At 36.6% G+C, this 18,470-nt stretch carries 12 protein-coding genes; 7 read left to right on the top strand and 5 right to left on the bottom strand.

Annotated elements, in window-relative coordinates; translation table 11 throughout:
* Positions 1 to 90 precede the first annotated feature (90 nt).
* A complete protein-coding gene (locus tag J0M08_04535) occupies positions 91 to 2,505 on the bottom strand; it encodes a ribonucleoside-diphosphate reductase subunit alpha (protein MBN8702307.1) in 2,415 nt (804 codons plus the stop codon).
* Between the two features lie 276 nt (positions 2,506 to 2,781).
* Complete coding sequence (locus tag J0M08_04530; GenBank protein MBN8702306.1) at positions 2,782 to 3,756, bottom strand: ribonucleotide-diphosphate reductase subunit beta; 975 nt, start codon at positions 3,754 to 3,756, stop codon at positions 2,782 to 2,784.
* Between the two features lie 523 nt (positions 3,757 to 4,279).
* On the opposite strand from J0M08_04530, the gene J0M08_04525 reads away from it, so the two are divergent.
* On the top strand, positions 4,280 to 6,352 hold the full coding sequence (locus tag J0M08_04525) for a gliding motility-associated C-terminal domain-containing protein (protein ID MBN8702305.1): 2,073 nt from the start codon (positions 4,280 to 4,282) through the stop codon (positions 6,350 to 6,352).
* Between the two features lie 22 nt (positions 6,353 to 6,374).
* Here J0M08_04525 and J0M08_04520 read toward each other — a convergent pair whose 3' ends face one another.
* The 3 genes from J0M08_04520 to gmk all read right to left on the bottom strand — a co-directional run bounded on the left by J0M08_04520 (position 6,375) and on the right by gmk (position 8,739).
* Positions 6,375 to 6,968 carry a DUF3109 family protein gene (locus J0M08_04520; GenBank protein MBN8702304.1) on the bottom strand — a complete coding sequence of 198 codons (594 nt, stop codon included), beginning with the start codon at positions 6,966 to 6,968 and terminating at the stop codon, positions 6,375 to 6,377.
* Positions 6,969 to 7,015: 47 nt separating this feature from the next.
* Positions 7,016 to 8,095, bottom strand: coding sequence for an SPOR domain-containing protein (locus tag J0M08_04515; GenBank protein MBN8702303.1), 1,080 nt, complete (start codon positions 8,093 to 8,095; stop codon positions 7,016 to 7,018).
* Between the two features lie 74 nt (positions 8,096 to 8,169).
* Complete coding sequence (gene gmk / locus J0M08_04510) at positions 8,170 to 8,739, bottom strand: guanylate kinase (protein ID MBN8702302.1); 570 nt, start codon at positions 8,737 to 8,739, stop codon at positions 8,170 to 8,172.
* A gap of 192 nt (positions 8,740 to 8,931) precedes the next feature.
* On the opposite strand from gmk, the gene J0M08_04505 reads away from it, so the two are divergent.
* The 6 genes from J0M08_04505 (at position 8,932) to cas1 (ending at position 17,979) form a co-directional block, all read left to right on the top strand.
* On the top strand, positions 8,932 to 9,873 hold the full coding sequence (locus J0M08_04505; GenBank protein ID MBN8702301.1) for a ribose-phosphate pyrophosphokinase: 942 nt from the start codon (positions 8,932 to 8,934) through the stop codon (positions 9,871 to 9,873).
* Between the two features lie 73 nt (positions 9,874 to 9,946).
* On the top strand, positions 9,947 to 10,627 hold the full coding sequence (locus J0M08_04500) for a 50S ribosomal protein L25 (GenBank protein MBN8702300.1): 681 nt from the start codon (positions 9,947 to 9,949) through the stop codon (positions 10,625 to 10,627).
* Positions 10,628 to 10,774: 147 nt separating this feature from the next.
* Positions 10,775 to 12,064, top strand: a complete 1,290-nt coding sequence (locus tag J0M08_04495) for an aminopeptidase P family protein (GenBank protein MBN8702299.1) — start codon at positions 10,775 to 10,777, stop codon at positions 12,062 to 12,064.
* A 48-nt stretch (positions 12,065 to 12,112) separates the two neighbouring features.
* Entirely contained in the window at positions 12,113 to 12,919 is an 807-nt protein-coding gene (locus J0M08_04490) for an alpha/beta hydrolase (protein ID MBN8702298.1), read from the top strand.
* A 328-nt stretch (positions 12,920 to 13,247) separates the two neighbouring features.
* Positions 13,248 to 17,000: a type II CRISPR RNA-guided endonuclease Cas9 gene (cas9, locus tag J0M08_04485; GenBank protein MBN8702297.1), complete on the top strand. Its 3,753-nt coding sequence runs from the start codon at positions 13,248 to 13,250 to the stop codon at positions 16,998 to 17,000.
* Between the two features lie 37 nt (positions 17,001 to 17,037).
* Positions 17,038 to 17,979 (top strand): type II CRISPR-associated endonuclease Cas1, encoded by a 942-nt coding sequence (cas1, locus tag J0M08_04480; GenBank protein ID MBN8702296.1) that lies wholly within the window; start codon positions 17,038 to 17,040, stop codon positions 17,977 to 17,979.
* The last annotated feature ends 491 nt before the right edge of the window (positions 17,980 to 18,470 follow it).

Here is an 18,470-nt window from a genome sequence, read left to right as displayed (position 1 = left end):
TATTCTATCACCGCACCGCCCGAGCCATTTGCGTGGTCGGGCGGTGCTTTTTTATTATTTACTTATATCTTATTATTTACTCCTTCTCACTTAACTCCCGCATGCCTCACACCCTTCCGGATTATCCAGTGAGCAAGAAATGTTTGCCATGTTTTCGTCAGTAGTAGTTTGTGCAGCTGTTATTTCTTCTACAGTCATAGTAGATACTTGTTGCTCTGCAGCAGCTGTTGGTTGTTGCAGAGAAGCGGTATCAACTGTAAATTTAATAGCATCAGCAGCAGCTTTGGTTCTCAAGTAATACATACCTGTTTTCAAGCCTTTTTTCCAAGCATAAAAATGCATAGAAGTTATTTTTGCTGCATTCGGGTTTTGTATAAACAAGTTCATCGATTGGCTTTGGCAAATGTATGCACCGCGGTCGGCAGCCATGTCAATAATATCTTTTTGAGAAATTTCCCAAACTGTTTTGTAAATGTCTTTTATGTTTTGTGGTATCTCCGGAATGCTTTGTACAGAGCCGTTTGCTGCCACAATCTTGTTTTTCAAATTGTCGTTCCACATTCCTAGTTTTACTAAGTCTTTTAGTAAGTGTTTGTTTACTACCACAAACTCACCTGATAATACTCTGCGCGAATAAATGTTTGATGTGTATGGCTCAAAACATTCGTTGTTGCCTAATATTTGCGATGTGCTTGCAGTAGGCATTGGAGCTAACAATAAGGAGTTACGTACTCCGTGTTGTTTAATTTCTTCGCGCAATACATCCCACTCCCAACGGTTTGTAGGTGTTACACCCCACATATCAAATTGGAATATACCTTGCGATATTGGTGAGCCTGCATACGTTTCGTAAGCACCTTCTACTTTTGCTAAATCTTTACTAGCTGTTAACGCAGCATAATAAATAGTTTCGTGAATTTCTTTGTTCAATTGTTTAGCTTCCGGAGAATCGAACGCTTGGCGCATTAAAATAAATGCATCGGCCAATCCTTGCACACCAATACCTATTGGGCGGTGACGTAAGTTGCTACGTTTTGCTTCTGCTACCGGATAGTAGTTTCTGTCGATGATTCTGTTTAAATTTTTTGTAATTACATACGTAATCTCAAACAATTTTTGGTGGTCGAATACTCCGTTCTCAATAAAACGAGGCAATGCGATAGACGCTAAATTACAAACTGCAATCTCGTCCGGTGCTGTGTACTCAATAATTTCGGTACATAAGTTAGAAGACTTGATAGTACCTAAATTCTTTTGGTTTGATTTTTCGTTACATGCATCTTTGTACAAAATGTACGGATTGCCTGTTTCTATTTGCGATTGAATAATTGCATTCCACACATCACGCGCAGGAACTGTTCTTCTTGCTCTTCCTTCTTCTTCGTATTTAGTATACAATGCTTCAAACTCTTTGCCGTACGTTTCCGGTAAGCCGGGTGCTTCGTTCGGGCAGAATAATGACCAGCTTTCGTTAGCCTCTACACGCTTCATAAACAAATCGCACATCCACATAGCCAAGAACAAATCACGTGCACGGTTTTCTTCTTTACCGTTGTTTTTACGTAAATCTAAAAAGTCGAAAATATCTGCATGCCAAGGCTCTAAATAGATTGCAAATGAACCTTTGCGTTTTCCTCCACCTTGATCTACATAACGTGCAGTATCGTTATACACGCGAAGCATTGGAATAATTCCGTTTGATGTTCCGTTTGTTCCTTTGATGTAAGAACCTGTAGCGCGAATGTTGTGTATGCTCAACCCGATACCACCAGCCGACTGAGAAATTTTAGCACAGCTTTTTAGAGTATCATAAATACCATCAATACTGTCGTCTTTTACAGTTAATAAAAAGCAAGACGACATTTGTGGTTTTGGTGTACCTGCGTTAAACAATGTTGGTGTAGCATGTGTAAACCAACGCTCGCTCATTAAGTTGTATGTTTCAATAGCAGCATCAATATCATCTTTGTGAATACCAACAGCTACACGCATCAACATATGTTGAGGGCGCTCTGCTATTTTGTTATTCATTTTTAATAAGTATGATTTTTCTAGTGTTTTAAATCCAAAAAAGTCATACCCAAAATCTCTGTCATAAATAATGCTAGAGTCTAGTAACTGTGCATTCGCCATGATAATATCATATACATCATCAGCAATTAATGATGCTTTTTGGCGAGTACGTGGGTCTATATAGTTGTGTAAATCTTCTATTGTTTTAGAAAAAGATTTGTTGGTATTCTTATGTAAGTTAGAAACCGCAATACGAGAAGCCAACAATGCATAGTCAGGATGTTTAGCGGTCATGGATGCAGCAGTTTCTGCAGCAAGGTTATCCAGCTGGCTTGTGCTAACGCCCTCGTAAATACCTTCAATAACCTTCATTGCCACTTGAATTGGGCTTACATGAACCGGATCTAAACCATAACAAAGTTTTTGGATGCGGGCAGTAACCTTATCAAACTTGATAGATTCTTTTCTGCCATCTCTTTTAATTACATACATAGTGAATAGGTTTTAGTGGGGTTGAACAATCAGTCTTTTCTAAATTTTGTAAAATATCTTTATATTTTTCGGCCACCCTCTTGTTTCTTATTAACGAAACATCTGTTGAAAAGTTGCCTTTTTTATGCTTTCTTTTGTCTATCAGTTGTTTATGTTTTCGCGCTCGACACCTTATCTGTCATACCCGTGCAAACAGGTATCTCTATTTGTTGGGGAGGAGATTCCCGCTTTCGCGGGAATGACACCAATCCCAGTATTTTCAATAAATTTTGTGAGTTAAAAATCCTCGTCTAGACTAAAAACGTTGTTTTCTTTGCTAGTACCCATCACACCGGCCTTTTGGTATTCGGCTACACGTTTTTCAAAGAAATTGGTTTTCCCTTGTAAAGAAATTAATTCCATAAAGTCGAATGGATTGGTTGCATTGTAAACCTTGTCGCAACCAAGTGCCACCAAAAGTCTGTCTGCAACAAACTCAATATATTGGCGCATCATATCTGCATTCATCCCTATCAGTCGCACCGGTAGTGCATCTGTAACAAATTCTTTTTCAATATCAACAGCGTTTGTAATAACTTCAGTTACTTTTTCTTTAGGCAATTTATTTGTCAATTGCGAATACAACAAGCACGCAAAGTCGCAATGCAAGCCCTCGTCACGAGATATTAATTCGTTAGAGAAACTCAATCCCGGCATTAATCCTCTTTTCTTCAACCAAAAAATAGAGCAAAAGCTTCCTGAAAAGAAAATTCCTTCGACAGCCGCAAATGCAACTAATCTTTCAGCAAACGAGCCGCTTCCTATCCATTTCATTGCCCATTCAGCCTTTTTGCTTACACACGGAACTGTATCTAAGGCATGGAACAATCCATCTTTTTCTTTTGGATCTTTTATGTAAGTGTCTATTAAAAGCGAATACGTTTCAGAGTGAATATTTTCAATCATTATTTGGTATCCGTAAAAGCAGCGAGCTTCCGGATACTGCACTTCGCGCATGAAGTTAACAGCTAGGTTTTCGTTAACAATTCCATCGCTGGCAGCAAAAAATGCCAATACGTGTTTTATAAAATGTTTTTCATCGGCATTTAATTTATTCTCCCAATCTTGTTGGTCTGGCGAAAGGTCAATCTCCTCTGCAGTCCAAAAGCTGGCTTCTGCCTTTTTGTACATATCCCACATCTCTTTGTGCTTAATTGGGAATAGTACAAATCTGTCTTTGTTTTCTTGTAAAATTGGTTCTGTGTTTTGCATCCTTTTAAATCTCTTTCTTTTTCTTATTGGTTAACAATCTATAAACTAATACCAAAAACCAAGGGCGATATTTTCCTGTAAGAGGGGACTAAAAACCTCTTAAAATAACTATTTACACTAAAGCTCTTGATTGTTTAATCAGGCACTACAAAGATTCATAAAAAAACGTCTTTAGTCAAGACTTTTAAATTAACATTTACATAAAGTAATCAACATAATTAACATGTTGATAGTTTGTTAATTTCCCTTGCCAGTCTTGGCTTGTATGCAATACAGAGGTTATTAACGAGATGTGAAAAAAATAATTTCTGTTTTATAGAAAAAAATTTGCTTTTATACGTTTTTTACCAATTAGCCAATGTCGTTAATTTAACTACCGAACGCATTACTTCTAGCTACAGACCAAAGTGGGTTTGCGCAACTTGTTGATATGTAAAAAAACAGGTAATTTTACCAGATACCAACAATTGCGGGCTTGCCGAAAAACAACACTATTTATTATTCATGCGCTTTGCTTTTTTGTATGTTTTTCGATTTTTCGCTGAAAGCTCAACGAGAGACAAACATGTGGTACTTTGGAGCAAAAGCCGCACTAGACTTTAATTCTGGCACTCCGGTTGCATTGATGAATAGCACCATGACCACTAGCGAGGGATGTGCAAGTATTGCAGATGCAAACGGGAATTTACTTTTTTATACAAATGGGGTATTTGTGTACGACAGAACCCACCAACAAATGCCAAACGGGGCAGGATTATTGGGAGATGCCTCCTCCACCCAATCAAGCGCAATAGTGCTTAAACCTGGCAGCAGTACATTGTATTATATTTTTACAACTACCGCTAGCGGAGGGCCGGACGGCCTTAAATACTCTGAGGTAGATATGACCCTTAATGGTGGTAATGGAGATATAACCACTACAAAAAACATATCTATGTATGCTCCCACAGCAGAAAAATTAATTGCAGTAAAACACTGCAACAATACTGATTATTGGGTGGTTACGCACGAATGGAATAGCAATATTTTCAGGTCTTATTTAGTTACAGCAGCGGGTGTTTCAACTACACCTGTTTTAAGCAGTGTGGGCTCCAGCCACAGCGGTGTAACAGACCACACTTTAGGGCAACTAAAAATTAGCACAGACGGTTCTAGATTAGCATGTGCTGTATATGAATTTGGAGGAGGATTTGTAGAGGTTTTTAATTTCGACAACTCAACGGGAATAGCCTCAACACCCCTTACCATAACCAATACAAGTGATTGCTACGGACTAGAGTTTTCTCCTGATGGTCGTTTATTATATGTAGTAGAGTCGAATATAGATGTACTACAATATAATTTATGTGCGGGGAATAACGCAGCTATTATGGCATCTAAAACAATTTTGTACTCTTCTTCCACTATGGATGGTCAGATGCAATTAGCCAGCAATGGCAAGCTTTATGTGGCGGAAATGATAAATACTTCTATTCATGAAATAAGCAATCCCAATATAGTTGGTGTGGGGTGCGGCTTTGTAGCCAATGCAGTTTCACTAGCTCCAAAAAAATCGAGATGGGGGCTCCCTAATTTTAGTCCGCATTATTTTATACCTCCAACACCCACCTATAGCTATACAGCAAATTGCGCAGCCTATTCATTCTCTTTACAACCCAACTCAGCAAGCACAGGAGCATGTGCTGCAGCTAATTATTCCGTTCAATCGGTTTCATGGAATTTTGATGATGTGGGATCAGGTAGCAATAATACATCCTCCGGATTAACTACTACACATACATTTTCAGCAGCGGGAACCCACTCTGTTGTAGCTATTATTTATTACAAATGTTATTCTGACACATTATCACAATTGATAAATGTTACATTCTGCGCCCCAACTATTTTGATACAACCTGTAACCACATGCCCGCAAGCATGTGCACTTATAACACCAACAGTAAGCGGAGGAACACCACCCTATCAATATAGCTGGAACACAGGATTAACAACAAGCAGTGCAAGCATTTGTACACTTACTACAAGCGTATGCAGCGTAACGGTTACAGATGCATTATTATCAAGCGCTGTAGCAACCACCACAGTTTATGTCGATACCAATTCAGTTATCCTAACGCCTAAAGCTAGTACCTGTTTTTCCTGTGACGATGGTTCTATTGATGCGCTTTGTGTCAATTGCACATTGCCGGTAACCTATAATTGGAGTACCAATGACACAACAAATCCGCTATCAAACTTAGCTCCGGGTATTTATTCGGTAACAGTTACCGATGCCAATGGTTGCGTAACAATAGCGCAAGAGGAAGTTACAGGAGATAATCTGTTTTTTATATCTAATTCTTTTACCCCTAATAACGATGGATTAAACGATAGCTTTCAACCTAGCTTTTTGGGACTTCCCCCTAACAACTATGTATTTAGAGTTTTTAGTCGGTGGGGAGAGTTGTTTTTTGAAACCAATGATTATACGCAAGGTTGGGATGGAAAATGGAATAACGTGCTTGTACAAGAAGACACGTATATCTGGCAAATTAAATATACCAACACAAACTCCGAAGAAGAAAAGTACACGGGAAACATAAATGTTATTAGATAAGCAGTTGCAAGCAACAACTTGCTTATTTGCTTTTAGCTTGTTTAGGATTCCAAAGTTTTGCTGTATTATCTAATTCATTATACCAACCTTCTCCATACTTACGTACAATGGGCTCTTTAAGGAATTTATATACGGGCACTTGTAATTTTTCTCCGCATTTACAGGCTGGCTTACACACATTCCAGGTGTGGTAATTTACAGCATCGTAGTCTTTATACTTTGTAATTCTAATTGGATACAAATGACACGAGATGGGTTTTTTAAATTTAATTTTACCTTCTAAATAGGCTTTCTCTATACTGCATTGTGCATATCCATCTTTGGTAAAATGTGTAAATGAACAGTATTTTTTTTTGCCCGGAACTAAAGGAATTGTAAAATCTCCGTCTTCGTCAATCACACAAAAGCCTTCTTTTTCGATTGTTTTAATGCCTTCGCGTGTCATGTATGGTTTTGCGAACTCATATACATCTTCCACAATTTTTATTTCCTCCTCTTCCATGGGTGCACCGGAATCTCCTTCTACGCAACAAGCTCCTTTGCATGCAGCTAAATCGCAGACAAACTTTTTTTCAATAATATCTTCCGAAACAAGAGTTTTTTGTATGGCTAACATAAATGGAAATTAAAAATCGATTTGAGAGATTATTATTTGTATTCAGACTAATTCTCCCAAAGCCAAACATCTTGATTTAACTGGCGTGCAGAGGATATTTGAGCGAATGCATTTTCTTTAGAAGAAAAATCGCCTATACTTACCATGTGCAATCCATCTGCATTTTGACCAATTATTTTTGCATCCAAGTTTTTTGAACTTAATTGAGATACAAACTTTTGAGCATTTTCAAGCACTTTAAAGCAACCTGCAATTACATGGTAATTACCGGAAACAGAGGAAATAGTATTTACAACTACCTTTGTGGTATCCGCTTCGGCAATTTGTGTATCCGCTACAACAGGCTTCTGTTCTAATTTTACAGGAATAGAAACGCCATCCGAAAGTTTTAACAACGAATTTTCAACAGTGGCAGAATTAACGGAATTATTATCGGTAGTAGTTAAAGTAGTTAATTTATCGCTCAAATCACTAATACGCTGTGTGTATAGACTTAGCTCTTTATTTGCAAACGGATTAAGCGATGAGTAATTAATGTTCTTAAACATTTCGGTTTTGTAAGGAACCCAAATTAACGACACAACCGCGGGAATCAAAATTGCCAAGCCTACATATTTTCTGATATTCAACTTTCGTTTTGGCAACTCAGAAACAGAAGGAATTCTATCTTTAAACTGTTTTTCTATTCTATGCACATGCCCATCACGTCTAATAGCAGCCGACTGAACAGGACTTAAACCAAACGCAGCAGTTAAATGATTAATTTCTTTGCTAGGTTCAAATTGAAGATTCTTTTCGACATCATAAAAAAGTGTGCCTACATTTTCAATTACAATTTTATTTCCAAGTGCAAGCTCTCGCAAATAATACTGAACACAATTTTCTATTATTTTACCCGCTTCCGAAAACACAATGCCTTGTTTTACTGCAATTTCATTCGCTAACAGACCATCATTGTTATTTAAATTAATATTAAAAACAATTTTTTTTGATGGAGGGGTAAAATAATGCTGTGTAGCATGAATAGTAGCAGGCGCATAATTGGCAACAAAGCCGCCAAATCCGGGTACTATTACGCAATCGTGAAAATAAAGTAATGAATTTATGTGTTGATCGATTCGAAGCATGATGTGCTGCAAATTTAGCAAAAAAGGCACGTGTTGCTAATGAAATAACTAAAGATTCGTAAATATTTTGACTATCAAGTATTTAAAAATGCTTGCACCGCTTTTTCTGATTCCGCGAAGGCATTTTCGAGTTTATCGTTGTGAATAATTATATCAAATTGAGGCGCAGTAAGCAATTCTTTTTCGGCTTTGGCAATTCTTCGTGCAATACTTTCTTCGTTTTCTGTTTCTCTCTTTTTTAAGCGCTCTTCAAGGCTTTGTATGGATGGAGGCATTACAAATACAGCTAAAGCCTTATCGCCAAATTGTTTTTTCAGGTTTAACCCTCCCATCACATCTACATCAAAAATAACGTGCTTCCCTAAACTCCAAATTCTATTTATTTCAGACTTTAACGTGCCATAAAAATTGTTGGTATAAACCTCTTCCCACTCAATAAATTCATCGTTTTTTATTTTTTTCTTGAAATCGGCTACGCTCATAAAATAATAATCAACGGCCTCAATCTCACTTGCACGCTTAGGCCTACTGCATGCCGAAACGGAAAATTCCAAACTTGAAATTTTTGCCAATAGGTAATGCACTATGGTAGTTTTACCTGCACCAGAAGGTGCCGAAAATATGATAGCCTTGCCATCCATTATGCAAAGATAGTGATTATTAGGACTTTACCATTTATTTGCGAAAAAAATTTAGAAGTGGGAAAACATAGAAAAAAAACAAGCGTCTGACATTCAAACAATTAAATAGTATCGACCACACGAAAACAAATATTAACGGGATAAAAAATACTGTTGTCAGTTGCTTAAAAATCACTACATTTGCGGGCTTAAAAGATTAAAGTGGACGCACCGGTAAAAATATTTTCAGGAAATGTATCAAAGAAATTAGCCGAACAAATTGCGGTTAAATATGGCCAACATTTAGGCAAAATTTCGTTCATGCAATTTAGTGATGGCGAGTTTCAAACTTCGTACGAAGAAACTGTGCGGGGGTCTGTTATATTTATTATTCAATCGACCACACCTCCATCCGACAATTTGATGGAAATGCTTTTGATGGTAGATGCGGCACGCAGAGCATCGGCCAAGCAAATTGTAGCAGTACTTCCGTATTTTGGGTTTGCACGACAAGACAGAAAAGACCAGCCACGTGTGGCAATTGGGGCTAAGTTAGTTGCCAATTTATTATCTGCTGCCGGAGTTACACGCATTATAACCATGGATTTGCATGCCGATCAAATTCAAGGATTTTTCGATGTTCCGGTTGATCATCTATATGCTTCTTCTATTTTTATTCCTTATATACGTAGTTTGAATTTAAAGAATTTGACAATTGCTGCACCGGATGTAGGCGGCTCTAAAAGGGCAAACTCTTATTCAAAGCACTTGAATTGCGACATGGTAATTTGCTACAAACAAAGAGCCAAGGCCAATGTAGTTGGCAGCATGACGGTAATTGGTGATGTAGAAGGAAAAGACATTGTTTTAATTGACGATTTAGTAGACACAGGAGGAACGCTAGCAAAAGCCGCTAACATGATGATGGAGCGTGGAGCAAACAGTGTTAGAGCTATTTGTACGCATGGAGTATTATCCGGAGATGCATATGAAAATATTGAAAAATCTGCATTGCAAGAGTTGATAATTACAGATACCATTCCATTAAAAAAAGAAAGCAAAAAAATTAAAGTACTTTCTGTTGCCGATTTATTTGCAGATGTATTTCACAGTGTAATTGAATTTAAATCAATTAGTGAGCATTTTATAAGTTCTTAATCTCGCATGTATAATAAATAAAACGATATGTGGGTGTATAAGCGAGGCGCCTGAATTATCGAAAAAAAACAAAATGAAAACACTAACAATTAGCGGTTCACCAAGAGTGAGCGAAGGAACAAAAGGCGCACAAGGTTTGAGGGCGAAAGGACATGTGCCATGTGTTATTTATGGCGGAAAAGAGCAGGTTTTATTTTCTGCTGAAGAACGTCAATTTACCAAATTGGTTTACACACCGGAAGTACATTTAGTAAAACTAGATGTAGGTGGTCGTCAGTTTGAAGCAATTATGGGAGAAATTCAATTCCATAAGGTAAATGATAAAATTTTACACATTGATTTCGTTGAAGTAATTCCCGGGAAAGATGTAGTAATGGACATCCCTGTTAAATTAGAAGGCGCTGCTGCAGGTGTAAAAGCTGGTGGTAAGCTTATCAAAAAACAAAGAACAGTAAAAGTAAAAGGTCCGGTAAATAAAATTCCAGACAACATTACACTTAACGTAGAGCCTCTAAATATTGGCAGCGCTATAAAAATTGGTGATGTAAAAATAGATGGATTACAACTTTTAGATAAACCTCAAAATACAATTGTATCTGTACAAATTACAAGAAACGTGGTTGAGGAACCTAAAGCAGCAGCAGCAACTCCGGCAGCGGGTGCAGCAGCAGCAGCAACTCCGGCAGCGGGTGCAGCAGCAGCTAAGGCAGGTGCTCCAGCAGCAGCAGCAAAAAAGCCTGATGCAAAAAAATAGTTTAATCTAAATTAAATTATAAAAAAGAGGCGGCTGTTTAGTCGCCTCTTTTTGTTTACACATTCATTATTTATATACAGAACACACTACATTTCTGCTAGTGTTAACACATAAACTTTTGTATATTCAACTAAGAATATAACTGTTATGAAATACAAACAAATAAACTCGAAATTATTTATTGAAAACAGAATACGTTTTTCAAAACATATTAAGCCAAATGGATTGGCGGTTTTCAACAGCAACGATATTATGCCTACCAATGCAGATGGCACCATGAAATTTGTGCAAAACACAGATTTATTTTGGCTTAGTGGTATAGATCAAGAAGAAACAATTCTCTTAATTTTTCCTGGGGCAAAAACAGCTGAACAAAAAGAAATTTTATTTATAAAAGAAACAAACGAGGAGATTGCTATTTGGGAAGGTGCTAAGCTTACCAAAGAACAAGCAAAATCGGTATCGGGAATACAAACCATTTATTGGCTGTCGGATTTTCAAAGAATATTTCATCAATTGATGTGTGAATGCGAACGTGTTTACCTAAATACAAACGAACACAAACGCTTGTCTAATTTGGTGGAGAATAGCGACATGCGGTTTATTAAATGGTGCCAATCTGCTTATCCATTGCATAAATACCATCGCTCTGCTCCTATCATGCATCTATTGCGTGCAATAAAATCAGATATCGAAATTGATTTGATTAGAAAAGCATGCCAAATAACAGAAAAAGGATTTAGAAGAGTGCTGCAATTTGTAAAGCCCGGTGTTTGGGAAAATGAAATTGAAGCAGAATTTGCACATGAATTTATTCGCAATCGCTCATCCAGATTTGCGTATAGTCCAATCATTGCATCGGGTTTTAATTCGTGCGTATTGCACTACATTGAAAATAATAAGCAATGTAAAGATGGCGATATGCTTTTGTTAGATGTTGCGGCAGAATATGCAAACTACAACTCTGACTTAACACGCGCTATTCCGGTAAGCGGAAAATATACAAAGAGACAAAAAGATGTTTACAACTCGGTTTTAAGAGTAATGAGAGCAGCTACTAAAATGCTTGTTCCCGGCAACTCGTTTACCGAATATAATAAAGCAGTTGGAAAATTAATGGAGGAAGAACTAATTAAACTAGGTCTTTTAAAATTGGCTGATGTAAAAAAACAAAATCCCAAAAATCCGCTATACAAAAAATATTTTATGCATGGCACGTCTCACTTTTTAGGATTGGATGTGCATGATGTAGGCGATATGCACCGTAAATTTGAAGCAGGAATGGTATTTACCTGCGAGCCCGGAATTTATATTCGAGAAGAGTCGATTGGAATTAGAATTGAAAACAATATTTTAATTACTAAAAAAACTCCGGAAGATTTAATGAAAACAATTCCAATTGAAATAGAAGAAATTGAAACATTGATGAATGAGTAAAACTTATATTTCATTTTGACATAACAAGTTTATTCACTTTTCATCATCATGGCCACCTCCAAATTTATTGAATTTAAAAACACTCCAATTAGATATACCAGCTCTGGAAAAGGCAGAGCTGTTGTATTGCTGCATGGTTTTTTAGAGTCGAGCGCTATGTGGACTGATGTTGTAAAAAAACTAGCAAGAACAAACAGAGTAATTACAATTGATTTGTTGGGGCATGGCGAAACTCCTTCTATTGGCTATGTGCACACTATGGAATTAATAGCCGCAAGCGTAAAACATGTGCTTGACAAATTAAAGCTACGCAAATATGTATTAATTGGTCATTCTATGGGAGGCTATGTAGCGCTTGCATTTGCAGAGTTGCACTCAAATAACTTAGCCGGAATTGGACTGTTTCATTCTACCGGGCAACCGGACACAGAAGAAAAAAAGAAAAATAGAGATAGGGCAATTGCTGCGGTAAAAGCCAATCACATTCATTTTATAGATGCTTTTTTTGCAAATTTATTTGCACCGGAAAATGTCGATAGACTAGCAATAGAAATAAGCAAAATGTCAAAAGAAGCTCAAAACATGAGCAAACAATCCATCGTAAATGCGTTGGAGGGAATGAAAATTAGAAAATCAAGAGAGCATGTTTTAAAAAACAGCACACTCCCTATTTTATTTATACTTGGCAAACAAGACTCACGCATTGATTACGAAGAAGGTTTAAAAGAAGTTAGGAAATTAAAAAACACAACTCTTCTTTCTTTAGAAAATGCAGGACACATGGGCTTTTTAGAAGCGAAAGAAGAATGTATTTCAGCAATTAAAAAATTTGTAAGTAAGTGTTATAAAGCTTAGTCATATCGAGCGGAGTCATATCGAGCGGAGTCATATCGAGCGGAGTCGAGATAGGTGCGTTGGCATTTACCGATACTATAAAAACCAAATAACTTCTTACTTTACCCAACCTTACAATCCCAGTTAAAATCGAAGAAGCGCTAGCCTTGCACGCAGCGCCCTGCAACCTGCGTATTTATACTTATTTGTTTGTTAGGCTATTTTTAATAAATTGAAATAAAAAAAGGCGATCTACCAAAGGCGGACCACCTTAAATGTTTTCACAACGGACCGAAGTCCTTATTGTGATTTGCTTCAAAATGTGATACGAATATATAAAAATATATACATGAAAAAAATTTTAGGATTGGATTTAGGAGTAACATCAATTGGATGGGCTCTAATAAATGAAGAAGAAAATAAAAAAGAAATACTTGGAATGGGAAGCAGAATCATTCCTCTAAGCACAGATGAAAAAGATGAGTTTTCCTCAGGAAATAAAATTTCTAAAAATCAAAAAAGAACCGCCAAGCGAACACAGCGGAAAGGATATGATCGTTATCAATTAAGAAGAAAATCACTTACGAACGAGCTACTTAAAAATAACATGTTCGATGAAAATCTATTTAAACTCAATTCGCTCGAACTATGGGGAATAAGAGCAAGGGCTGTTACAGAAAGAATTGAACTTAAAGAATTAGGTCGTATTCTTTACCACTTAAACCAGAAGCGAGGTTATAAAAGCAGTAGAAGCGATGCTAATATGGATAAGAAGGATAATGACTCTGATTATGTTGCAAAGGTAAAAGGGAGGCATCAGCAAATAAAAGAAAAGGGAATAACCATTGGTCAACATTTTCACTTTGAACTACAAAACAACCAATATTACAGAACTAAGGAACAGGTATATCCGAGAGAGGCTTATATTGAGGAGTTTGATGCAATTATAAATCAACAACGAAAACATCACCCTACTATTCTAACGGAAGGTTTAATCTTCAGGCTTCGAAATGAAATTATCTATTATCAGAGAAACCTTAAATCTCAAAAAGGATTAGTTAGTGTATGTGAGTTTGAAGGATTTTGGACAAAAACAAAAGAGGGAAAAGATATTTATGCCGGACCAAGGGTTGCGCCCAAAACATCTCCTTTATTTCAGCTATGCAAAATATGGGAAGCGGTTAATAACATTAACTTAAAAATTAAAAATCCGGAAGGTTCAAAGTATAAATGGAGCGATCGGATTCCATCACAAGAAGAAAAACAAAAAATTGCCGACCATTTATTTCAAAATGCTGGATTAAGTTTTAATGAACTATTAAAAATATTGGGATTAAAAAAAGATGCGGTTTATGCAAACAAACAAATTTTAAAGGGTATTCAAGGCAATATTACGTATTCTGAAATTCATAAAATTATTGGTAATAGCGACCACTTCAAATTTAACTTATTTGTAATTCCATCTAAACATTCCTCCATACTTGTTGATACTAGTACAGGAGAAATAATTGAAGAAAAGGAGTCATTACAAATCGATGCTAAAATAGAACAAGAACCCTTTTATCAACTTTGGCATATTATTTACTCTATTAAAGATACTATTGAGTGTAAAAATGCATTACTAAAGCGCTTTGGGTTTAAGGAAGAAACTGCTGAAAAACTTGCTCAACTTGATTTTAATAAACAGGCTTTCGGAAATAAATCAAATAAAGCGATGAGAAAAACTCTTCCTTATTTGATGCAAGGCTATAACTATTCACAATCATGCAGCTTTGCTGGTTACAACCATAGCAATAGTTTATCAAAAGAAGAACAGGCAGCACAAAAAACAGAGGATAAATTACAGTTATTGGATAAAAATAGTTTGCGACAGCCCGTTGTAGAAAAAATTCTCAATCAAATGATAAATTTGGTTAATGCGCTTATTGAGAAACATGGGAAACCTGATGAAATACGAATTGAACTTGCCCGTGAATTAAAGCAAAGTAAAGATGAGCGCAACGATGCCGACAAATACAATTCAGCAAACAAAAAACTAAACGAGGAAATAACAAAAAGATTGAAAGAGTTGGGACTTCCAACTACAAAAAAAGTGATACAGAAATATAAATTTGTATTTGCTGCTAAAAATGCACAGGTGGTAAATCAATGCATTTATTGTGGAGAAACATTTAACCTAACTGAAGCTCTTAGTGGCGACAATTTTGATGTAGATCATATTGTTCCAAAGGCATTATTATTTGACGACTCTCAAACAAATAAAGTTTTGGTGCATAGAAGTTGTAATGCAAAAAAAACGAATCAAACAGCATACGATTATATATCTAAGAAAGGAGAATTAGAGCTGCAAAATTACATTGATAGAGTAGATGATTGGTTTAAATTAGGCATCATCTCTTATAGCAAAATGCAGCGCCTTAAGGTTTCGTATGAAGAATATACAGAAAGAAAAAAACAGAAAAAAGAAACGGAAACAGATAAAAAACTTTGGGAAAATTTTATTGATAGGCAGCTTAGAGAAACTCAATACATTGCCCGAAAATCTAAAGAAATTCTACAAACAATTTGCAACTCAGTTACAACTACCGAAGGTACTGTTACAGCAAAGCTTCGCAAATTATGGGGGTGGGACGATGTTTTAATGAATCTGCAACTACCCAAATACAAAGAGCTTGGACAAACCAAAATCAGGGAATGGTCTAGTGAGCATGGTAAGCGAACACACAAAAAGGAAGAAATAATAAACTGGACAAAACGAGACGACCACAGGCACCACGCTATTGATGCATTAGTAGTAGCCTGCACAAAACAAGGTTTTATACAACGCATAAACACCTTAAATGCAAGCGATGTAAGAGATGAGATGAAAAAAACGGTAGACCATGCCAAGCAAGAATTTGAAGAACGATTATCCTTGCTCGAAAAATATTTAATTACTCAAACGCCTTTCTCTACAAAAGAAGTAGAGGATGAAGCTTCCAAAATTTTAGTATCGTTTAAATCAGGAAAAAAAGTAGCAACATATGGTGTTAGGAAGGTAAAACAAAATGGAAAAAAGCAAGTGGTTCAACAAGGAATAGTTATCCCAAGAGGACCACTGAGCGAAGAGAGTGTTTATGGCAAAATAAAAACAATAGAAAAAAACAAACCAATAAAATACTTATTTGAAAACCCCAACTTAATTTTTAAAGGTTATATCAAAGATTTTGTTCTAAATAGATTGTCACTCCATAATAACGATAGTAAAAAAGCAATTGCTTCGTTAAAGAAAGATCCAATCTACTTAGATGACGAAAAAACAAAAGTGTTACAATTTGGCACTTGCTATAAAGAGGAGTATGTTATAAAATATCCTATTGGCAGTATAAAGGCAAAAGATACTGAATACATCATAGACGAAAAAGTTAAAGAGCTTATACAGGAAAGGCTGAAAGAGCATAATAACAAGGAAAAAGAAGCATTTAAAACTCCATTATATTATGACAAAGAGTATAAAATGCCTATTAAATCTGTACGTATGTTTACAGGATTATCATCTGTTGAACCCGTAAGTAAAAATGAAAAGGGCGAAAATATTGGTTTTGTGAAACCGGGCAACAATCATCACATAGCTTTTTATATTAATGAGAACGGTGAAAAAGTAGAGCACTGCTGTACATTTTGGCATGCTGTAGAACGTAAAAAGTATAACATACCTGCAATTATTAAAGACCCGAAAGAAGTTTGGGATAAAATTTTATTGAATAAGGACACCTACCCTCAAAATTTATTAGAAAAGCTGCCTAATGATAAATGGGCTTACCATGAAAGTCTGCAGCAAAATGAAATATTTATACTTGGATTGGAAAAAGAGTTACTCTCGAAAGCCTTAGAGGAAAAAGATAAAAATACACTAAGCAAGTATTTATATCGGGTTCAAAAACTAACTATTGTAAATTCCAGTATAAATATTTGGTTTAGGCATCATTTAGAAACGCAAATTAACGACTCGAATGAGGCAAAAACCTCCAAACGATTTTATAATGTTCAAAGTATTGGAGCCTTTGAAAAATTAAATCCAACGAAAATTAGAATAAATACAATTGGAGAAATTAAAATCTAGCTTTTCCAAAGTTTAAAACTTTGAAAAAACTTGCGATATGATTAAACGCACCTTATACTTTGGCAATCCCGCTTATCTCAACTTAAGAGATAATCAATTGGTAGTTCGACTACCCGAAATAGAAAAAAATGATAATTTACCCGAATCGTTTAAAAAAGAGGCTTCCGCAAGCATACCCATTGAAGATATTGGCATAGTGGTGCTCGACAATAAACAAATAACCCTTACACAAGGCTTGTTAGGTGCATTGCTTGCAAATAATACGGTAGTAACCACTTGCGATGCTACCCACCACCCTACGGGTTTACTCATGCCACTTAGTGGAAACACGATACAAAACGAGCGTTTTAGAGCACAACTGGATGCCAGCGAACCTCTTAAGAAAAACTTGTGGGCGCAAACGGTAGAACAAAAAATAAAAAATCAAAGCGAGCATCTTAAACTGCGGGGCATTAAGCACGAATACCTTATACCCGTTTACAAAAACATTAAAAGCGGAGACAGTGATAATGCCGAAGGCACAGCCGCAGCCTATTATTGGAAAAACCTCTCTCCTGCCCTACTGCACAACAATGCCGAATTTCGCAGACACCGAGAGGGTGCGTCTCCCAACAATTATTTAAACTACGCCTATGCGTTGCTTCGGGCTACCATGGCACGCAGTATTGTAGGAGCAGGCTTACTGCCTACGTTAGGTATATTTCACAGAAACAGGTACAATGCCTACTGCCTGGCAGATGATTTGATGGAACCCTATCGCCCTTTGGTGGACAAGGTAGTATGCGACCTACTGCATACACAACCCTTAAACGAAGATATACCAAAAGAAATAAAAATAGAACTATTAAAAATACCCGCCATGGATGTAGTAATGGAAGGAGAAAAAAGTCCGCTGATGGTTGCTACACAACGCACCGCAGCAAGCCTGGTTAAATGCTTTAATGGAGAACAACGAAAACTTATTTATCCCGAAATGTAACCCCTGTCAGTTCGAGCGGAGTCGAGAACGTACGACAGAGCAACAACGCACCATCTCGACTCCGCTCGATGAGACTGCAATCGCTCTCCCCAATATATCGGAACTCGAACTGACAACAAACACAAAAACCAATTAATATGAAAATAGAACTACTAAAAATATATGTAATGAATATATTTAAGAAAAAAGAAATTATACCCACTGTCAGTTCGAGCGGAGTCGAGAACGTACAACAGACCAATAACGCACCATCTCGACTCCGCTCGATGAGACTGCAATCGCTCTCCCCAATATATCGGAACTCGAACTGACAACAAACACAAAAACCAATTAATATGAAAATAGAACTACTAAAAATATATGCAATGAATATATTTAAGAAAAAAGAAATTATACCCACTGTCAGTTCGAGCGGAGTCGAGAACGTACAACAGACCAATAACGCACCATCTCGACTCCGCTCGATGAGACTGCAATCGCTCTCCCCAATA

It is taken from the genome of Bacteroidota bacterium (assembly GCA_017303975.1).
Taxonomy (GTDB): domain Bacteria; phylum Bacteroidota; class Bacteroidia; order JAFLBG01; family JAFLBG01; genus JAFLBG01.
The sequence above is the reverse complement of the archived record's forward strand: the minus strand, read 5'-3'. Positions and strand labels throughout refer to the sequence as shown.